Consider the following 15,906-nt stretch of genomic DNA (forward strand, 5'->3'; position numbering starts at 1 on the left):
TGTAGCGGCTGATGGAGGCGGAGTACCGCGCGCAACGCACGTTCATTGTCTGGTGGATGCTGGCCTGCGTGCTCAAGCTGGTGGTGGCGGCGCGTTTGCCGCTGTTCGTCGACGAGGCGTTCTACTGGCAGGAAGGGCGGCACCTGGCGGCGGCGTACTCCGACCTGCCAGGGATGACCGCGTGGCTGGCGCGGCTGGGTACGTCGCTGGGCGGCGACCACGTGCTGGCGCTGCGGATGCCGTTCCTGCTGATGGGCGCGCTGCTGCCGTGGTGGGTGGCGCGGATCGGCCGGCGCTGGTTCGGCGCGATCGCCGGCTGGCGCGCCGGCACCCTGGCGGTGCTGCTGCCGCTGCTGGGCATGCTCGGCGTGCTGGCGCTGCCGGACGTGCCGCTGGCGCTGGCCACGGTGCTGTGCCTGCATGCGGGCATGCGCATGCTCGAGGAGGTCACGCCGCTGGCGGTGATGGAGCTGGCCTTCGGCCTGGCGCTGGGCGCGCTGAGCCATTACCGCTTCGCCGGGGTGTGGGGCGCCGGCATCGTGGTGCTGCTGCTGTTGCCGCAGGGCCGGCGGCTGCTGCGCGACCCGCGCGTGCTGCTGGCCGGCGCGTTCGGCCTGCTGGCCTGGCTGCCGCTGCTGCTGTGGAACCTGGAGAACGGCGAGGCCGGCCTGCGCTTCCAGCTGGTCGAGCGGCATCCGTGGGCGCTGCATGGCGGCGGCTGGGCCTTCGTCCCGGTGCAGGCCCTGCTGGTCACGCCGCTGCTGGCGGTGGCGCTGCTGCAGGCGGCGTGGGTGACCGGCTGGAAGCGGCGCCCGGCGCGGCCGCAATGGCGGTTCCTGGCGCTGTTCGGTTCGATCATCCTCGGCGGGCTGTTCGTGCTGGGCTTCGTCGCCGATGCCGAACGGGTGAGCTTCCACTGGCCGGTGCCGGCGTACCTGGCGCTGCTGCCGGCGGCCGCGCGGGTGCTGGAAACCTGGCCGGTGCAGTGGCGGCGGGCAACGTGGACCGTCACCGGGCTGGGCCTGCTGGCCGCGCTGGGCTGGTGCCTGGCGGTGTCGGTGCCGGCGCTGCGCGAGGCCAGTGCCGGGTCCAAGCATTACCCGCGCAACTTCGCCGGCTGGGAGCCGCTGGCCAGGGCGGTGCGCGAGGAGCTGGAGGCGATGCCGCCGGGCACGCAGCTGCTGGCCGACGACTTCAAGGTGGGGGCCGAGCTCGGCTTCGCGCTCGGCGATCCGGACATCGCGGTGCTGGACCACCCGCTCAACCATGCCCATGGCCGCGCGCCACAGCTGCGCAAGTGGGACCTGCTGGCCGAGGGCCTGCCGCAGGCGCCGGCGCTGCTGGTGCTGGCACCGGGCGACGTGTCGTTCCGTGACCTGCTGCGCCGCTACCACGCGCTGTGCCAGCGCCTGGGGCCGTTGCCGCCGCCGTCGCGCACGGTGCTGGTCGACCATGGCGCCACGCGTTTCCTGCTGGTCCGCCTGCCGGGTGGCAAGCCGGTGCCGGCGGCCGGTTGCGTCGCCCCGGCCCTGGCCTGGATCGATGCGCCGGAGCCGGGCGCGCGGGTGTCGCCGCGCTTCGAGGTCGGCGGCTGGGCGTTCAGGGAAGGCATCGGCCTGTCCCGGATCGAGGTGCTGCTGGACGAGGCGGTGGTGGCCGAGGCCGAGTACGGGCTGCCGTTCGACGTTTCCGGGCACTTCCCCGGCTCGACGGATCCGAACCAGCCGCGCGTGGGCTTCCGCGCGCAGGTCGACCTGCCGGCAAGCCAGGCCGGCACGCGCTGGCTGGGCCTGCGCCTGCACGGGACCGATGGCAGCGTGGAGGAATGGCCGCGGCAGCGCGTGCGGATCGTGGCGGGGGACGACGGCAGGTAAGATGCTGCCGGTTTTCCAGGAAACGCCCGATGCAAGGTCCAGGGGAAGGGTCCAACGCCGAGGCCGCGCAGGGCTTGCGCATCGCGTTGCTGGTCCCGTGCCATAACGAGGCGGCGACGGTGGCCGCGGTAGTGGAGGCGTTCGCCCGCAGCCTGCCTTCGGCGCGCTGCCACGTGTTCGACAACCGCTCCGTCGACGCCACCGCCGAGATCGCCCGCGCCAGCGGTGCGCAGGTGCACCCGGTGGCGCTGCGCGGCAAGGGCAACGTCATCCGCCGCGCCTTCGCCGACATCGAGGCGGACGTCTACGTGATGGCGGACGGCGACGCGACCTACGACGCGGCCGCCGCTCCGGAAATGGTGCGGCGCCTGGTCGAGGACGGCCTGGACATGGTGGTGGGCGCGCGCGTGGACCAGGACCCGGCGGCGTACCGCGCCGGCCACCGCTTCGGCAACCGTCTGCTCACCCGCTGCGTGGCCATGCTGTTCGGCGACAGCTTCGACGACATGCTGTCCGGTTACCGGGTGTTCTCCCGGCGCTATGTGAAGTCGTTCCCGGCGCACGCGGCCGGGTTCGAGATCGAGACCGAGCTGGCGGTGCACGCGCTGCAGCTGCGCATGCCGGTGGCCGAGGTGCCGGCCGCCTATGGTGCGCGGCCGCAGGGCTCGACCAGCAAGCTCAACACCTGGCGCGATGGCGCGCGCATCCTCGGCACCATCGGCCGGCTGGTGATGGCCGAGCGGCCGCTGCTGTTCTTCTCCGCCTGTGCCGCGGCGACGTTGCTGCTGTCGCTGCTGCTGGCCGCGCCGCTGCTGGCCACGTACCTGGAGACCGGCCTGGTGCCGCGTTTCCCGACCGCGATCCTGTGCGCGGCGCTGGTGCAGCTGGCGGCGATGCTGTTCGGCTGCGGCCTGGTGCTCGACACGGTCACGCGCGGGCGCATCGAGGCCAAGCGCCTGGCCTACCTGGCGATCCCGGCCACGCGCGGGCACCTGCCGGCGGCGGAAACGCCGCTGGGGCTGCCGGTCGCTGGCGTGCCGGTGGCGGACGTGGCCGTGGCGGGCATGCCGGTGGTCGCGCCGGAGCCGGCGCCTCCGGCGACGGGCGAGGGCGGGGAATGAGCCTGGTGGACATGCGCGCGCGCCGGCGCGGGGCGCAGGCGGCATGCGTGCGCGTTTTCGGCTTCGGTTCGCGTGCCGGCATGGTGCGGGCCGCCGTGGCGGTGGCGCTGCTGGGCGCGGTGGCCTCGCTGCTGCGCGGGCAGGACGCCAACTGGGACCTGCGCAACTACCACCTGCACAACGGCTGGGCCTGGTTGCACGGGCGGCTGGGCATGGACCTGGCGCCGGCGCAGCTGCAGACCTGGTTCGTGCCGTTGATGGACGTGCCGTACTTCCTGCTGGTTCAGCATGCGCCGGCGCCCGTGGCCGGCGCGCTGCTGGGACTGGTGCACGGACTGGCGTTCCTGCCGGTGGCCTGGATCGGCTGGCGCGCGCTGGCCGGCGACCCGCGCCGCGACTGGCTGGCGCCGCTGCTGGGCCTGGCCGGCCTGGCCAGCGCCGCGTTCCTGTCCGAACTGGGCACGACCATGGGCGACAACACCACCGCACCGCTGGTCCTGGGCGCGCTGGCGCTGTGCCTGCCGGTGGCGGGGCGGTGGCGCAACGGCCGCACCGTGCTGGCCGGCGTGCTGCTCGGTGCGGCGGTCGGGTTGAAGCTGACCAACGCGCTCTACGCGGTCGCCCTGGGCCTGGCGGTGCTGGCCGCACCGCTGCCGTGGCGCGCGCGGCTGCGCACCGGCGTGCTGCTGGCCGGCGTGGCGCTGCTGGTCTTCGCCGTGCTGGCCGGGCCGTGGCTGCATGCGGTGTGGCAGGCCTATGGCAATCCGCTGTTCCCGCAGTACAACACCTGGTTCCAGGCGCCGCTGGCGTCGCCGGAGGCCACGGCCGACCTGCGCTGGCGGCCGCATGGCCTGGGCGAGGCATTGCTGCGGCCGCTGCTGTTCACCGCGAAGCCGCATCTGGTCAGCGAGCTGGCGTTGCTGCAGGCGATCTGGGCGGTGCTGTACATCGTCGCCGTGCTTGCGGCCGTCGCCTGGCTGTGGCGGCGTTTGCGCGGACGCGCGCAGGTACACGCGCAAGGCCGCGATGCGGCGGTGCTGCGCATGCTCGGGGTGTTCTTCGTGGTCGGCTTCGTGCTGTGGCTGTGGATGTTCAGCATCCACCGCTACCTGGTGGTGCTGGAACTGCTGGCGCCGCTGGTGCTGTGGTGGCTGCTGCGCACGCTGCTGCCGGGGCGCGCCGGTTCGCTCGTGGCCGGCGCCGCGGTGCTGCTGTGCGCGGTGGTGGCGCTGGTCGGCTGGAACGACTGGGGCCATGCGCGCTGGACCCGTGAGGCCTTCCGCGTCGAGGCCCCGGCTGGGCCGCCGCCGGGCCTGGTCCTGCTGGCCGGGGACGATCCACAGTCCTGGCGCATCCCGTTCCTGCCGAAGGGGCCCGTGTATGCCGGCGTGGCGACCAACTTCCCCGAGTCGCCGGCCTATGCCGCGCAGGTGCGCGCGCTGGTGGCCGCGCACGACGACGTGCGGGTCATGCTGCCGGCCGAAGCCGATCCTTCCGGCGGCGGCAAGCTGATGGAGAAGCTCGAGCGCGCCGACCGCCAGAACCGCTGGGCCGGGCGCCTGGGCCTGGATCGCGACGACTGTCCGGCGATGCGCTGGATCGTCGAACGCAGCCGCAATCGTGGGCTGCTGGGATCCGGGGAGTCGCCGACCGGCCGCTGCCGTTTCGTTCCGCTTGAAGGCGGGAAGCCGCTCGATCCGCGGGCGACGCAGGCCCTGCGCGAGGCGCAGGACCGCGAACGCCTGGCGGGCATGGCGGCGACGCTCGAACAGCGCTACGGCCTGCACGTCGACCGCGACAGTTGCCAGGTGCTGCGCAGCTGGATCGGCGCCAAGGCGTTCCCGTACCGGTTGTGCCGGGTGGGCCTGGTGGAGGCGGCCGGCTGAAGCCGCCGCCCGCGCCAGTCAGGGCAGGGCGTAGCCGGCCTCGCGCAGCAGGCCGGACAGGGCGATCAGCGGCAGGCCGATGAGTGCGGTCGGGTCGCGGTTCTCGATCGCCTCGAACAGGCTGATGCCCAGGCCCTCGCACTTGAAGCTGCCGGCGCAGTCGAACGGCTGCTCGGCATCGACGTAGCGTTCGATCTCGTCGGCGGCCAGGGTCCGGAAGTGCACCTGGGTCAGGTCGACCGTGGCCAGCTCATGGGCGCCGCGGCGCAGGCATACGGCCGTATGGAAGCGCACCGTGCGCCCGCTCATCTGCGTCAGCTGGGCGATCGCCGCCTCGCGGCCGCCGGGCTTGCCCAGCACCTGCCCGTCGAGTTCGGCGGCCTGGTCCGAGCCGATCACCCAGGCGTCCGGGAACCGTTCAGCCACCGCGTCGGCCTTGGCCTGGGCCAGGCGCCGGACCAGCTGGGGCGGGCTCTCGGCGCGCAACGGGGTCTCGTCGATCCCCGGGCTGGCGCATTCGAAGGGCAGCCGCAGGCGCTGCAGCAGCTCGCGGCGGTAGCGCGAAGTGGAAGCGAGGATCAACATATGGGGGTACGGCAGGTGGGCCGGCCAGTGTCGGCCGCGCCGCGGCCGCCGGCAATGGCCCGTTTCCACGCCCGGGCCGGGTTTGACATGGCCCGGTCCGGTCCTTAACATTCAGCGGCTTATGTCCGCAGGTGCATCCGTCGTGCAGGTCCCCGAAACGCTGGATGCTTGGAGGATGGTCGCCGCGAGGCGGCAGTTCGAAGGGCGGATGCCGCTGTCGGCGATGCCCCGGCTGGGCGGGAGCCTGGCCGACACGGATGGCGAATGCCGCTTCGCGCTGGAGTTCGGGCACGACGCGTTGCAGGTGCCCTACGTCGAACTGTCGATCGATGCCGGTCTGCCGCTGGTGTGCCAGCGCAGCCTGGAGCGGTTCGTGTTCCCGGTGAAGACCGTGCAGCGGCTCGGTCTGATCCGCGACGAGGCCGGGGAGGCCGCGTTGCCGCCAGGCTACGAGGCGCTGCTGGTGCCGGAGGACGGCCTGTTGCGGCCGGCCGAGCTGGTCGAGGACGAGCTGGTGCTCGCCCTGCCGGTGGTGCCGGTGGCCCCGGGCAGCGAACCGGTCGAGCAGACCTGGTCGGCGGGCGAGGAAGAGTTGCAGGCGGCCAGCCCGTTCGCGGCGCTGGCGGCCCTGAAGAAGAAGTAACAAGCAGGACACACGGTCGCGCCGCCGCCGAAGGCGCCCTGGAACGGCACCGGCGGGTGGCTTCGAGGTCCAACAAGACACGCACTACAACGAGTTTGGAGCAATCCCATGGCTGTGCAGAAATCCCGAGTCACTCCGTCCCGCCGCGGCCAGCGCCGTTCCCATGACGCGCTGACGGCCAAGCAGCTGGCGACCGACCCGACCACGGGCGAGACCCACCTGCGCCACCACGTCACCGCCGACGGCTACTACCGCGGCAAGAAGGTCATCGCCACCAAGACCTCGGTGGTCGAGGAAGACTGATGCCTGGCGGGCGCGCCCCGTGCGCGCCCGTCCGCGGTGAAACACATCCAGGTCCTCGCCGAGGGCCGCAAGCGGGAATGCGCATGAGCGAACGGATCTATTCGCGCATCGCCGGAACCGGCAGCTACCTGCCGGCGAAGGTGGTGACCAACGACGACCTGGCCAAGGTGGTCGACACCAGCGACGAATGGATCCGCACCCGCACAGGCATCGCCGAACGGCGGGTCGCCGCCGAAGGCGAGACCACCAGCGACCTGGGCCACCAGGCCGCGCTGCGTGCGCTGGAAGCCGCCGGCGTCGAGCCGTCCGAGATCGACCTGATCGTCGTCGGCACGACCACGCCGGACGTGGTGTTCCCGTCCACCGCCTGCCTGATCCAGCAGAAGCTGGGCATCGCCGGCTGCGCGGCGTTCGACGTCAACGCGGCCTGCTCGGGCTTCGTGTTCGCGCTGAGCGTGGCCGACAAGTTCATCCGCACCGGCGCGGCGAAGACCGCGCTGGTGGTCGGTGCCGAGACCCTGACCCGCATCGTCGACTGGAGCGACCGCACCACCTGCGTGCTGTTCGGCGACGGTGCCGGCGCGGTCGTGCTCAAGGCCGACAGCGAGACCGGCATCCTTTCCACGCACCTGCATGCCGACGGCAGCAAGCGCGACCTGCTGTGCTGCCCGGCGGGCGTGTCGGCCGGCTTCAAGCCGGAGGAGACCAATGCCGGCGTGCGCATCCTCATGGCCGGCAACGAGGTGTTCAAGCATGCGGTCAAGGCGCTGGACGGCGTGGTCGACGAGACCCTGGCCGCCAACGGCCTGGACAAGCGCGACCTCGACTGGCTGATCCCGCACCAGGCCAACCTGCGCATCATCGAAGCCACGGCCAAGCGCCTGGACATGCCGATGGACCGCGTCGTCGTCACCGTCGACCGCCACGGCAACACCTCGGCCGGTTCGGTGCCGCTGGCGCTGGACGAGGCGGTGCGTTCCGGCCGCGTGCAGCGCGGCCAGCTGCTGCTGCTGGAGGCGTTCGGCGGCGGCTTCACCTGGGGCTCGGCGCTGCTGCGCTACTGAGCCGCGCGGCCTGCAGGCCGCGGCTGCTTCAACCCGCATTCCGCGAACACCGCACGGCCTCCAGGGCCGCGCGGCGTCGTCGTGCGTGTCCACCGGGCGCATCCCGCGCCGCAGGAGGCATCAGGCATACGCAACAGTACAGACGAAGCACCGCTTTCGCCCGTATCATCGGCATTCGTTCCTGATCTGCGACAGCGCGTGACCGACCCGACGCTCGCCTTTGTTTTCCCCGGCCAGGGCTCCCAGTCCGTAGGGATGCTGGCCGAACTGGCCGAACTGCACCCGCAGGTGCGCGAAGCTTTCGCCGAAGCCTCCGAAGGCGCAGGCGTCGACCTGTGGAGCCTGTCCCAGGGCGGCCCCGAGGAAATGCTCAACCGCACCGAATACACCCAGCCGGCGCTGCTCGCCGCGGGGATCGGCGTGTGGCGTGCGTGGAACGCGCAGGGCGGCGCGCAGCCCTCGATGCTCGCCGGGCACAGCCTGGGCGAATACACCGCGCTGGTCGCCGCCGGCGCGCTGTCGCTGGCCGACGGTGCGCACCTGGTGCGCCTGCGCGGCCAGCTGATGCAGGATGCCGCGCCCGCCGGCACCGGCGCGATGGCCGCCGTGCTCGGCGCCGACGACGCGCTGGTGCAGGAGGTCTGCAACGAGGCGTCCGGCAGCCAGGTGGTGGTGCCGGCCAATTTCAATTCCCCCGGCCAGATCGTCATCGGCGGCGACGCGGCGGCGGTCGACCGTGCGCTGGCGCTGCTGGCCGAGCGCGGCGTGCGCAAGGCGGTGAAGCTGGCGGTGAGCGTGCCTTCGCACACCCCGCTGATGCGCGAGGCGGCCAACCGCCTGGCCGAGGCGATGGCCGGCCTGCGCTGGCACGCGCCGTCGCTGCCGGTGGTGCAGAACGTGGACGCGCAGGTGCACGGCAGCGTCGAGGCGATCCGTGACGCGCTGGTGCGGCAGCTGTACCTGCCGGTGCAGTGGACCGGCTGCGTGCAGGCGCTGGCCGCGCGCGGCGCGACCCGCGTGGCCGAATGCGGCCCGGGCAAGGTGCTGGCCGGCCTGGTCAAGCGCATCGACAAGTCGATCGACGCGCGCGCGCTCGGCACCGCCGGCGACTTCGGCGCGGCGCTGGACGACTGGCGCTGATACCTTTGCGGCGGCGCGCCGGCCGGCGCGCCACGCCCTCCACGAACGCGAGAAGAAGAGACCCACCATGACTGCAAGCAGCCTGCCCCTGAGCGGCGAAATCGCCCTGGTCACCGGCGCCAGCCGCGGCATCGGCGCGGCGATCGCCGACGAACTGGCGGCGCGCGGCGCCACCGTGATCGGCACCGCCACCAGCGACGCTGGCGCCGCGGCCATCGGCGCGCGCCTGGCGGGGCAGGGCGGCCACGGCCGCAAGCTGGACGTCACCGACGCCGCCGCGGTCGAGGCGCTGATCGACGGCATCGCCAAGGAGTTCGGTGCGATCTCCATCCTGGTCAACAACGCCGGCATCACCCGCGACAACCTGCTGATGCGGATGAAGGACGAGGACTGGCAGGCGATCATCGACACCAACCTGACCAGCGTGTTCCGCACCTCCAAGGCGGTGATGCGCGGGATGATGAAGGCGCGCAAGGGCCGCATCATCAACATCGCCTCGGTGATCGGGGCCACCGGCAACGCCGGCCAGGCCAACTACGCCGCGGCCAAGGCCGGCATCATCGCCTTCAGCAAGTCGCTGGCCAAGGAGATCGGCAGCCGCAACGTCACGGTGAATGTCGTGGCGCCGGGCTTCATCGACACCGACATGACCCGCGAGCTGCCGGAGGACGCGAAGAACGCGATGCTCGGCCAGATCGCGCTGGGCCGTTTCGGCGAACCGGCGGACATCGCCCGCGCGGTGGCGTTCCTGGCCGGACCTGACGCGGCCTACATCACCGGCGAAACCCTGCATGTGAATGGCGGCATGTACATGGCCTGAGCCTGGCGCCCGCCAGAAGAAGGATCTCAAAAGCCACGTAAGCTTTTGATCCGGCTGCGGTTCCCGGCCAGTGCCAGGCCCGCGGCTTTTGACTACACTATCCGCCCTGTGGAAAGTGATCCTCCCGTACCGGCGCGTGCCGCGGCGGTCCGAACAACAACCACTCCATCCGGAGCAGCAAACCCATGAGCACCATCGAAGAGCGCGTCAAGAAAATCGTCGTCGAACAGCTCGGCGTCAAGGAAGAGGAAGTGACCAACAGCGCATCGTTCGTCGACGATCTGGGCGCCGACTCGCTCGACACCGTCGAGCTGGTGATGGCCCTCGAGGAAGAGTTCGAGTGCGAGATCCCGGACGAGGAAGCCGAGAAGATCACTTCCGTCCAGCAGGCGATCGACTACATCAAGGCCCACGTCAAGAGCTGACGCGAGCCGTGCCTCCGGGCCGCCTGGCGGCCCGTGGCCAAAAACCGTCCGGGGCCGCCGCGTGCGGCCCCGTGCGCGTCCGGCCAGCCGCGCCGGGTGCGTCCGCTACACCTCATCCGCCGTATACGCAGGAGCCGTCTATGAGTCACCGTCGCGTCGTCATTACCGGCATGGGCATGGTCTCGCCGCTTGGCAACGACCTGGCCAGCAGTTGGGACGGCATCATCAACGGCCGCTCCGGCATCGGCCCGGTCACCCATTTCGACGCGTCGGCCTTCACCACGCGCATCGCCGGCGAGATCCGCGGCTTCGACCCCACCGCCTTCGTGTCGCCCAAGGACGCGAAGAAGATGGAGCCGTTCATCCACTATGGCCTGGCCGCCTCGTTCATGGCCCTGGACGACTCCGGGCTGGAGATCACCGAGGCCAACGCCGAGCGCATCGGCGCGATCATCGGCTCGGGCATCGGCGGCATCCTCGGCATCGAGGAGCAGACCGCCAAGTACCTGGAAGGCGGCCCGCGCAAGATCTCGCCGTTCTACGTGCCCAGCACCATCATCAACATGCTGCCGGGCCAGCTGAGCATCATCCGCGGCCTGAAGGGCCCCAATTTCTCGGCGGTGTCGGCCTGCGCCACCGCCAACCACTCCATCGGCACCGCCATGCGCATGATCCAGTACGGCGACGCCGACGTGATGGTCGCCGGCGGCGCCGAGCGCGGGTCCTCGCCGACCTCGATGGGCGGCTTCTGCTCGATGAAGGCGATGTCCACCCGCAATGACGAACCGGCGCGTGCCTCGCGCCCGTGGGACGCCGAGCGCGACGGCTTCGTCCTCGGCGACGGCGCCGGCATCCTCGTGCTCGAGGAGTACGAGCACGCCAAGGCGCGCGGCGCGCGCATCTACGCCGAGCTGGTCGGCTTCGGCGCCAGCGCCGACGCCAACCACATGACCGCCCCGAGCGAGGACGGCGACGGCGCCGCGCGCTGCATGCTGGCCGCGCTGCGCGACGCGAAGCTCGACCCGTCCGCGGTCGGCTACCTCAACGCGCACGGCACCTCGACCCCGCTGGGCGACCTGGCCGAAACCCTGGCGATCAAGCGCGCCTTCGGCGACCACGCCTACAGGATGATGGTCAGCTCGACCAAGTCGATGACCGGCCACCTGCTCGGCGCCGCCGGCGGCGTGGAGGCGATCTTCTCGGTGCTGGCGATCCACCACGGCATCGTCCCGCCGACCATCAACCTGGAGAACCCGGGCGAGGGCTGCGACCTGGACTACGTGCCCAACGTGGCGCGCGAGGCCAGGGTCGACGTGGCCGTGTCCAACGGCTTCGGCTTCGGCGGCACCAACGGCACGCTGGTGTTCAAGCGGATCTGACCCGGGCGCGGCGCATCGCGGCCGCACCCACAGGACGACCAGGGGCCGGCGGCTCCGCCCGCAGCGAGGGCGGGCGCCGGCCCCGTCCATTCCACCCAGCAGGACGCATGCTCCGCCCCCATCCGCTTCCCGCCGACACCGACCTGCTGGCGCTGCACCGGCTGGCGCCGGCGCGCTATCCGCTGCTGCTGGAGTCGGTGGCCGCCGGCACGGTGCAGGGGCGCTGGGACCTGCTGCTGGCCACCGGCGGCGAAGGCCTGCGCCTGGATGGCGACGGGACGACCCGCGACCTGCGCGGGCAGGCACAGGCCGGCAGCTTCCTCGAGGCGCTGGACGCCCAGTGGCGCCAAGCGCGCATCGAGCCGGAGGAGCCGCGCTGGCCGTTCCGCGGCGGCTGGGCGCTGCTGCTGGACTACGAACTGGCCGCACAGGTCGAGGCGGTGCTGCGCCTGCCGCGGCGTGCCGGCGACGGCCGCCCGCAGGCGCTGGCGCTGCGCTGCCCGGCGGCGGTGCTGCGCGACCGCGCCAGCGGCGAATGCGTGGCCCTGGCCGAGGACGGGCACGCGCCGCTGCTGGACGCGATCCTGGACGACCTGCGCGCCTCGGCCGCGCTACCGCCGCTGCCGCAATGGGCGCCGCCGGCGAGCGTCACCGAAGACGAACCGCGGCGCTTCATCGACGGCGTCGAACGCATCCTCGACTACCTGCGCGCCGGTGACGTGTTCCAGGTGAACCTGTCGCGCGCGTGGCAGGCGCGGTTCGACGCGCCGCTGGACCCGGCCGCCCTGTACGCGCGCCTGCGCCAGGCCAACCCGGCGCCGTTCGCCGGCCTGTTCGCCGGCGACGGCTGGGCGGTGGCCAGTTCCTCGCCGGAACGGCTGGTGTCGGTGCGCGGGCGCGTGGCCGAGACCCGGCCGATCGCCGGCACCCGCCCGCGCTTCCCGGGCGACGACGACGCGGCGCGGATCCGCGAGCTGGTCGGCCATCCCAAGGAGCGCGCCGAGCACGTGATGCTGATCGACCTGGAGCGCAACGACCTGGGCCGGGTCTGCACGGCCGGCAGCGTCCAGGTCGACGAACTGATGACGGTGGAGAGCTATGCCCACGTCCACCACATCGTCAGCAACGTGCGCGGCATCCTCCGCGACGACGCCACGCCAGGCCAGGTGATCGCCGCGGTATACCCCGGAGGCACCATCACCGGCTGCCCGAAAGTGCGCTGCATGCAGATCATCGCCGAGCTGGAAGGCGTGCCGCGCGGCGCCTATACCGGCGCGATGGGCTGGCTCAACCGCGACGGCGACCTGGACCTCAACATCCTGATCCGCAGCGCCGAAGTGCAGGGCGCCGACGTGGTGTTCCGCACCGGCGCCGGGATCGTCGCCGACTCGGTGCCGGAGCGCGAACTGGACGAGACCCGGGCCAAGGCGCGCGGCCTGCTGCGCGCCCTCGAACCGCAGGCATGAGCGGGACCTGGCACACGACAGGGCTCCGGCGTCGCGCGGTATGCTGGGCGCCGGTCGAGCGAAGAGGTGGACGTGGCTGGCGGATGTAGGAGCGCGCTGCGCTGGATGCTGGGAATCGCGGGCGTGGCGGTGCTGCTGGCGGCGCTGCTGGCCGGCTGGGGCTGGACCCGTTACCAGGCCTTCGCCGATGCCCCCGTGGCCAGCGGCCAGACCGCCGACAGCGTGCGCATCGAGCGCGGCGACGGCTTCGTCCGCGTGCTGGGCCGCCTGCGCGCGGCCGGCGTCGATGCCGGCCATGACCTGGAATGGCGCTTGCTGGCGCGGCAGATGGACGTGGCCGGCCGGCTCCGCGTCGGCGAGTACGCGCTGTCGCCCGACCTGACCCCGCGCCAGCTGCTGCAGCGCATGCGCGACGGCCGGGTGATCCAGTACCGGGTGACCATCGTCGAAGGCTGGAACTTCCGCCAGCTGCGCGCGGCCCTGGCCGCCGCCGAACCGCTGCTGCACGAGACCGCCGGCATGGACGACGCGGCGGTGATGGCCGCGCTCGGCCATCCCGGCCAGCATCCGGAAGGTCGCTTCCTGCCGGAGACCTACCTCTACCAGCGCGGCGACAGCGACCTGGACATCCTGCGCCGCGCCTACGAGGCGATGGAGCGTGCCTTGGCCGAGGCCTGGGAGGCACGCGCGGCGGACGCGCCGCTGAAGTCGCCGGAGGAGGCGCTGATCCTGGCCTCGATCGTGGAGAAGGAAACCGGGCAGGCGCACGAGCGCCCGCAGATCGCCGGCGTGTTCGCGCGCCGCCTGCGCAAGGGCATGCTGCTGCAGACCGACCCGACCGTGATCTACGGCCTCGGCAGCGCCTACGACGGCAACATCCGCAAGCGCGACCTCACCACCGATACCCCCTACAACACCTACACCCGCCCGGGCCTGCCGCCCACCCCGATCGCCATGCCCGGCCGCGCCGCGCTGCAGGCGGCGGTGAACCCGGCCCCTGGCGACGCCCTGTACTTCGTCTCGCGCAACGACGGCAGCCACGTGTTCTCGGCGACCTATGCCGAACACAGCGCCGCGGTCGACTGCCACCAGCGCCGGCGTTGCCGGCCGGGCACGGCGGCCGCGCCCGCGGCCGGCGATGCCGTCGGCGAGGCGAAGCCGGAGGCGACCGACGGCAAGGACACGCGTCGATGAGCAGGCTTCCCACCCACCCGCGCTTCATCAGCCTCGAGGGAGGCGAGGGCGCGGGCAAGAGCACCGCGCTGGCGTCGCTGCGCGAGGCCTTGCAGCGCCACGGCCACGACGTGGTGCTGACCCGCGAGCCCGGCGGCACGCCGCTGGCCGAGAAGATCCGCAGACTGATGCTCGACAACCGCGAAGCCCTGCGCGGCGAGGCCGAGGCCGAACCGCTGGCGGCGGAGACCGAGCTGCTGCTGGTGTTCGCCGCCCGCGCCCAGCACGTGCGCCAGGTGGTACTGCCGGCGCTGGAGCGCGGCGCCTTCGTGGTCAGCGACCGCTTCACCGATTCCAGCTACGCCTACCAGGGCGACGGCCGCGGCCTCGATCCGGACTGGATCGCCGACCTGGAGCGCCGCGCCGTCGGCCTGCGCCCGGGCCTGACCCTGCTGCTGGACCTGGACGTGCGCGAGGGCCGCGCCCGCACCAGCGGCCGCGACCTGTGGCCGGACCGGATCGAGAGCGAGCAGGACGAATTCTTCGAGCGCGTGCGCGCCGGCTTCCGCCGCCGCGCCGGGGCCGAGCCGGAACGCTTCCGCGTGATCGACGCCTCGCGCTCGCCTGCCGAGGTCGGCGCTGCGGTCGCCGCGGCGGTGGACGCCTGGCTGGAGGGGCAGGGTCGATGAGCACGGCGCTGGCGCCCTGGCAGCAGCGCATCCATGACCAGGCGATGGCCTCGCTGGCCGCCGGCCGGCTCGGCCATGCGCTGCTGCTGTGCGGCCCTGCCGGGCTGGGCAAGCGCGCGGTGGCCGAACAGCTGGCCGCCTACGTGCTGTCCGGCGGCGACCCGGCCGCCGATGCGCGCAACCGCCCGCTGATCGCCGCTGGCACCCATCCGGACCTGCACGTGGTCGGGCTGATCCCCAACCGCGAAGGCACGCGGATTCGCACCGAGATCGTGATCGAGCAGATCCGCGAACTCGGCCAGCAGCTGGCGCTCACCCCGCAGTACGGCAGCGCCCAGGTCGCGATCATCGATCCGGCCGACGCCCTCAACACCGCCGCCTGCAACGCGCTGCTGAAGACCCTCGAGGAGCCGGCCCCGGGCCGCTACCTGTGGCTGGTCAGCAGCCGTCCCGGACGGTTGCCGGCGACCATCCGCAGCCGCTGCCAGCGCCTGGAGTTCCGCCTGCCGCCGCGCGAGGAATCACTGGCCTGGCTGGCCTCCCGCGGCCACGCCGCCGCCGGGGCGGCCGAGGCCCTGGACGCCGCCCGCGGCCACCCCGGGCTGGCCGACGAATGGCTCAGCGGCGACGGCCTGGGCCTGCGCCGCGAGGTCGGCGCCGACCTCGACGCGCTGGAAACCGGCCGCGCCGACCCGCTGGAGGCGGCCCTGCGCTGGGCCGGCGACGAGCGCGCCGCCGAACGCCTGGCCCATGCCGCCGAGCACGCGCGCGACCGCGCCGCCGCGCTCGGCTTGACCGATCCGGAGCGATTGCACAAGCTGGCGTCCTGGTTCGACGATGCCAACCGTGCCCGCGAACTGTTGCGCAGCACGGTGCGCGCCGACCTGGTGGTCGCCGATCTTCTGCTGGCCTGGCGCGACGGCGCGCGGGCCCAGGCAGGCAAGGGGGAAATCCGATGAGTGCTGTAAGCGGACGCCAGGGCATCCTGTCGCTGGCGGTGAAGGACAAGGCTGCCCTGTACAGCGCCTACATGCCGTACATCCGGCACGGCGGCATCTTCGTGCCCACGCCCAAGCGCTACTTCCTCGGCGACGATGTGTTCCTGCTGCTGACCCTGCCCGATTCCAGCGACCGCCTGCCGATCGCCGGCAAGGTGGTATGGGTCACCCCGGCCGGCGCCCAGGGCAACCGCACCGCCGGCATCGGCGTGCAGTTCCCGGAAGGCAACGAGGGCGAGATGGTGAAGAACCGGATCGAGACCCTGCTGGCCGGTACCCTCAACGCCGACAAGCCGACCCAGACCATGTAACCCGGCCCCGCCGGGGAGGAGTGCCTCGG

The 15,906-nt window shown here is 72.5% G+C and carries 16 protein-coding genes; 15 read left to right on the forward strand and 1 reads right to left on the reverse strand.

Going from position 1 to position 15,906, the window contains the following annotated elements; genetic code table 11:
• Positions 1-11: 11 nt before the first annotated feature.
• The 3 genes from PSEJ35_RS0108490 to PSEJ35_RS0108500 are packed head-to-tail and all read left to right on the forward strand — an operon-like array spanning position 12 to position 4,881.
• Positions 12-1,874 carry a glycosyltransferase family 39 protein gene (locus PSEJ35_RS0108490; protein WP_028917409.1) on the forward strand — a complete coding sequence of 621 codons (1,863 nt, stop codon included), beginning with the start codon at positions 12-14 and terminating at the stop codon, positions 1,872-1,874.
• A gap of 29 nt (positions 1,875-1,903) precedes the next feature.
• Positions 1,904-2,995, forward strand: a complete 1,092-nt coding sequence (locus PSEJ35_RS15830) for a glycosyltransferase family 2 protein (protein ID WP_084635490.1) — start codon at positions 1,904-1,906, stop codon at positions 2,993-2,995.
• The gene (locus PSEJ35_RS0108500) at positions 2,992-4,881 is read left to right on the forward strand and encodes a glycosyltransferase 87 family protein (RefSeq protein ID WP_028917410.1); all 1,890 of its coding nucleotides are present in this window, start codon (positions 2,992-2,994) and stop codon (positions 4,879-4,881) included. Before PSEJ35_RS15830 ends, PSEJ35_RS0108500 begins: the two co-directional genes overlap by 4 nt.
• A gap of 18 nt (positions 4,882-4,899) precedes the next feature.
• On the opposite strand, the gene PSEJ35_RS0108505 is transcribed toward PSEJ35_RS0108500, so the two are convergent.
• Positions 4,900-5,466, reverse strand: a complete 567-nt coding sequence (locus PSEJ35_RS0108505; RefSeq protein ID WP_028917411.1) for a Maf family protein — start codon at positions 5,464-5,466, stop codon at positions 4,900-4,902.
• A 121-nt stretch (positions 5,467-5,587) separates the two neighbouring features.
• Between PSEJ35_RS0108505 and PSEJ35_RS0108510 the strand changes: the two genes are divergently transcribed.
• The 12 genes from PSEJ35_RS0108510 (at position 5,588) to PSEJ35_RS0108565 (ending at position 15,877) form a co-directional block, all read left to right on the forward strand.
• The gene (locus PSEJ35_RS0108510) at positions 5,588-6,109 is read left to right on the forward strand and encodes a YceD family protein (protein ID WP_028917412.1); all 522 of its coding nucleotides are present in this window, start codon (positions 5,588-5,590) and stop codon (positions 6,107-6,109) included.
• Positions 6,110-6,217: 108 nt separating this feature from the next.
• The gene (gene rpmF, locus PSEJ35_RS0108515) at positions 6,218-6,412 is read left to right on the forward strand and encodes a 50S ribosomal protein L32 (protein ID WP_024869578.1); all 195 of its coding nucleotides are present in this window, start codon (positions 6,218-6,220) and stop codon (positions 6,410-6,412) included.
• Positions 6,413-6,495: 83 nt separating this feature from the next.
• Positions 6,496-7,476 carry a beta-ketoacyl-ACP synthase III gene (locus tag PSEJ35_RS0108520; RefSeq protein ID WP_028917413.1) on the forward strand — a complete coding sequence of 327 codons (981 nt, stop codon included), beginning with the start codon at positions 6,496-6,498 and terminating at the stop codon, positions 7,474-7,476.
• 198 nt (positions 7,477-7,674) lie between these two features.
• Positions 7,675-8,616 (forward strand): ACP S-malonyltransferase, encoded by a 942-nt coding sequence (gene fabD / locus PSEJ35_RS0108525; protein WP_028917414.1) that lies wholly within the window; start codon positions 7,675-7,677, stop codon positions 8,614-8,616.
• Positions 8,617-8,683: 67 nt separating this feature from the next.
• Positions 8,684-9,436 carry a 3-oxoacyl-ACP reductase FabG gene (fabG, locus tag PSEJ35_RS0108530; RefSeq protein ID WP_028917415.1) on the forward strand — a complete coding sequence of 251 codons (753 nt, stop codon included), beginning with the start codon at positions 8,684-8,686 and terminating at the stop codon, positions 9,434-9,436.
• A 185-nt stretch (positions 9,437-9,621) separates the two neighbouring features.
• Positions 9,622-9,861, forward strand: coding sequence for an acyl carrier protein (gene acpP / locus PSEJ35_RS0108535; protein WP_013535667.1), 240 nt, complete (start codon positions 9,622-9,624; stop codon positions 9,859-9,861).
• Positions 9,862-10,001: 140 nt separating this feature from the next.
• A complete protein-coding gene (gene fabF, locus PSEJ35_RS0108540) occupies positions 10,002-11,240 on the forward strand; it encodes a beta-ketoacyl-ACP synthase II (RefSeq protein ID WP_084635491.1) in 1,239 nt (412 codons plus the stop codon).
• A 107-nt stretch (positions 11,241-11,347) separates the two neighbouring features.
• On the forward strand, positions 11,348-12,706 hold the full coding sequence (locus tag PSEJ35_RS0108545) for an aminodeoxychorismate synthase component I (RefSeq protein ID WP_028917417.1): 1,359 nt from the start codon (positions 11,348-11,350) through the stop codon (positions 12,704-12,706).
• Positions 12,707-12,811: 105 nt separating this feature from the next.
• The gene (mltG, locus tag PSEJ35_RS15835) at positions 12,812-13,900 is read left to right on the forward strand and encodes an endolytic transglycosylase MltG (RefSeq protein ID WP_084635492.1); all 1,089 of its coding nucleotides are present in this window, start codon (positions 12,812-12,814) and stop codon (positions 13,898-13,900) included.
• The gene (tmk, locus tag PSEJ35_RS0108555; protein WP_028917418.1) at positions 13,897-14,568 is read left to right on the forward strand and encodes a dTMP kinase; all 672 of its coding nucleotides are present in this window, start codon (positions 13,897-13,899) and stop codon (positions 14,566-14,568) included. Before mltG ends, tmk begins: the two co-directional genes overlap by 4 nt.
• Complete coding sequence (locus tag PSEJ35_RS0108560; RefSeq protein ID WP_028917419.1) at positions 14,565-15,527, forward strand: DNA polymerase III subunit delta'; 963 nt, start codon at positions 14,565-14,567, stop codon at positions 15,525-15,527. The genes tmk and PSEJ35_RS0108560 overlap by 4 nt, the downstream gene beginning before the upstream one ends.
• Positions 15,524-15,877, forward strand: a complete 354-nt coding sequence (locus tag PSEJ35_RS0108565; protein ID WP_028917420.1) for a PilZ domain-containing protein — start codon at positions 15,524-15,526, stop codon at positions 15,875-15,877. The genes PSEJ35_RS0108560 and PSEJ35_RS0108565 overlap by 4 nt, the downstream gene beginning before the upstream one ends.
• Positions 15,878-15,906: the final 29 nt, after the last annotated feature.

It is taken from the genome of Pseudoxanthomonas sp. J35, from assembly GCF_000513995.1.
Classification (GTDB): domain Bacteria; phylum Pseudomonadota; class Gammaproteobacteria; order Xanthomonadales; family Xanthomonadaceae; genus Pseudoxanthomonas.

Excerpts from the sequence above, each read along its gene's own strand:
- acpP (WP_013535667.1), top strand. The coding sequence starts at position 9,622 with ATGAGCACCATCGAAGAGCGCGTCAAGAAAATCGTCGTCGAACAGCTC.
- mltG (WP_084635492.1), top strand. The coding sequence starts at position 12,812 with ATGCTGGGAATCGCGGGCGTGGCGGTGCTGCTGGCGGCGCTGCTGGCC.
- fabF (WP_084635491.1), top strand. The coding sequence starts at position 10,002 with ATGAGTCACCGTCGCGTCGTCATTACCGGCATGGGCATGGTCTCGCCG.
- fabG (WP_028917415.1), top strand. The coding sequence starts at position 8,684 with ATGACTGCAAGCAGCCTGCCCCTGAGCGGCGAAATCGCCCTGGTCACC.
- PSEJ35_RS0108565 (WP_028917420.1), top strand. The coding sequence starts at position 15,524 with ATGAGTGCTGTAAGCGGACGCCAGGGCATCCTGTCGCTGGCGGTGAAG.
- PSEJ35_RS0108510 (WP_028917412.1), top strand. The coding sequence starts at position 5,588 with ATGTCCGCAGGTGCATCCGTCGTGCAGGTCCCCGAAACGCTGGATGCT.
- rpmF (WP_024869578.1), top strand. The coding sequence starts at position 6,218 with ATGGCTGTGCAGAAATCCCGAGTCACTCCGTCCCGCCGCGGCCAGCGC.
- PSEJ35_RS0108560 (WP_028917419.1), top strand. The coding sequence starts at position 14,565 with ATGAGCACGGCGCTGGCGCCCTGGCAGCAGCGCATCCATGACCAGGCG.
- PSEJ35_RS0108500 (WP_028917410.1), top strand. The coding sequence starts at position 2,992 with ATGAGCCTGGTGGACATGCGCGCGCGCCGGCGCGGGGCGCAGGCGGCA.
- PSEJ35_RS0108545 (WP_028917417.1), top strand. The coding sequence starts at position 11,348 with ATGCTCCGCCCCCATCCGCTTCCCGCCGACACCGACCTGCTGGCGCTG.
- PSEJ35_RS0108490 (WP_028917409.1), top strand. The coding sequence starts at position 12 with ATGGAGGCGGAGTACCGCGCGCAACGCACGTTCATTGTCTGGTGGATG.
- PSEJ35_RS15830 (WP_084635490.1), top strand. The coding sequence starts at position 1,904 with ATGCAAGGTCCAGGGGAAGGGTCCAACGCCGAGGCCGCGCAGGGCTTG.
- PSEJ35_RS0108520 (WP_028917413.1), top strand. The coding sequence starts at position 6,496 with ATGAGCGAACGGATCTATTCGCGCATCGCCGGAACCGGCAGCTACCTG.
- tmk (WP_028917418.1), top strand. The coding sequence starts at position 13,897 with ATGAGCAGGCTTCCCACCCACCCGCGCTTCATCAGCCTCGAGGGAGGC.
- PSEJ35_RS0108505 (WP_028917411.1), bottom strand. The coding sequence starts at position 5,466 with ATGTTGATCCTCGCTTCCACTTCGCGCTACCGCCGCGAGCTGCTGCAG.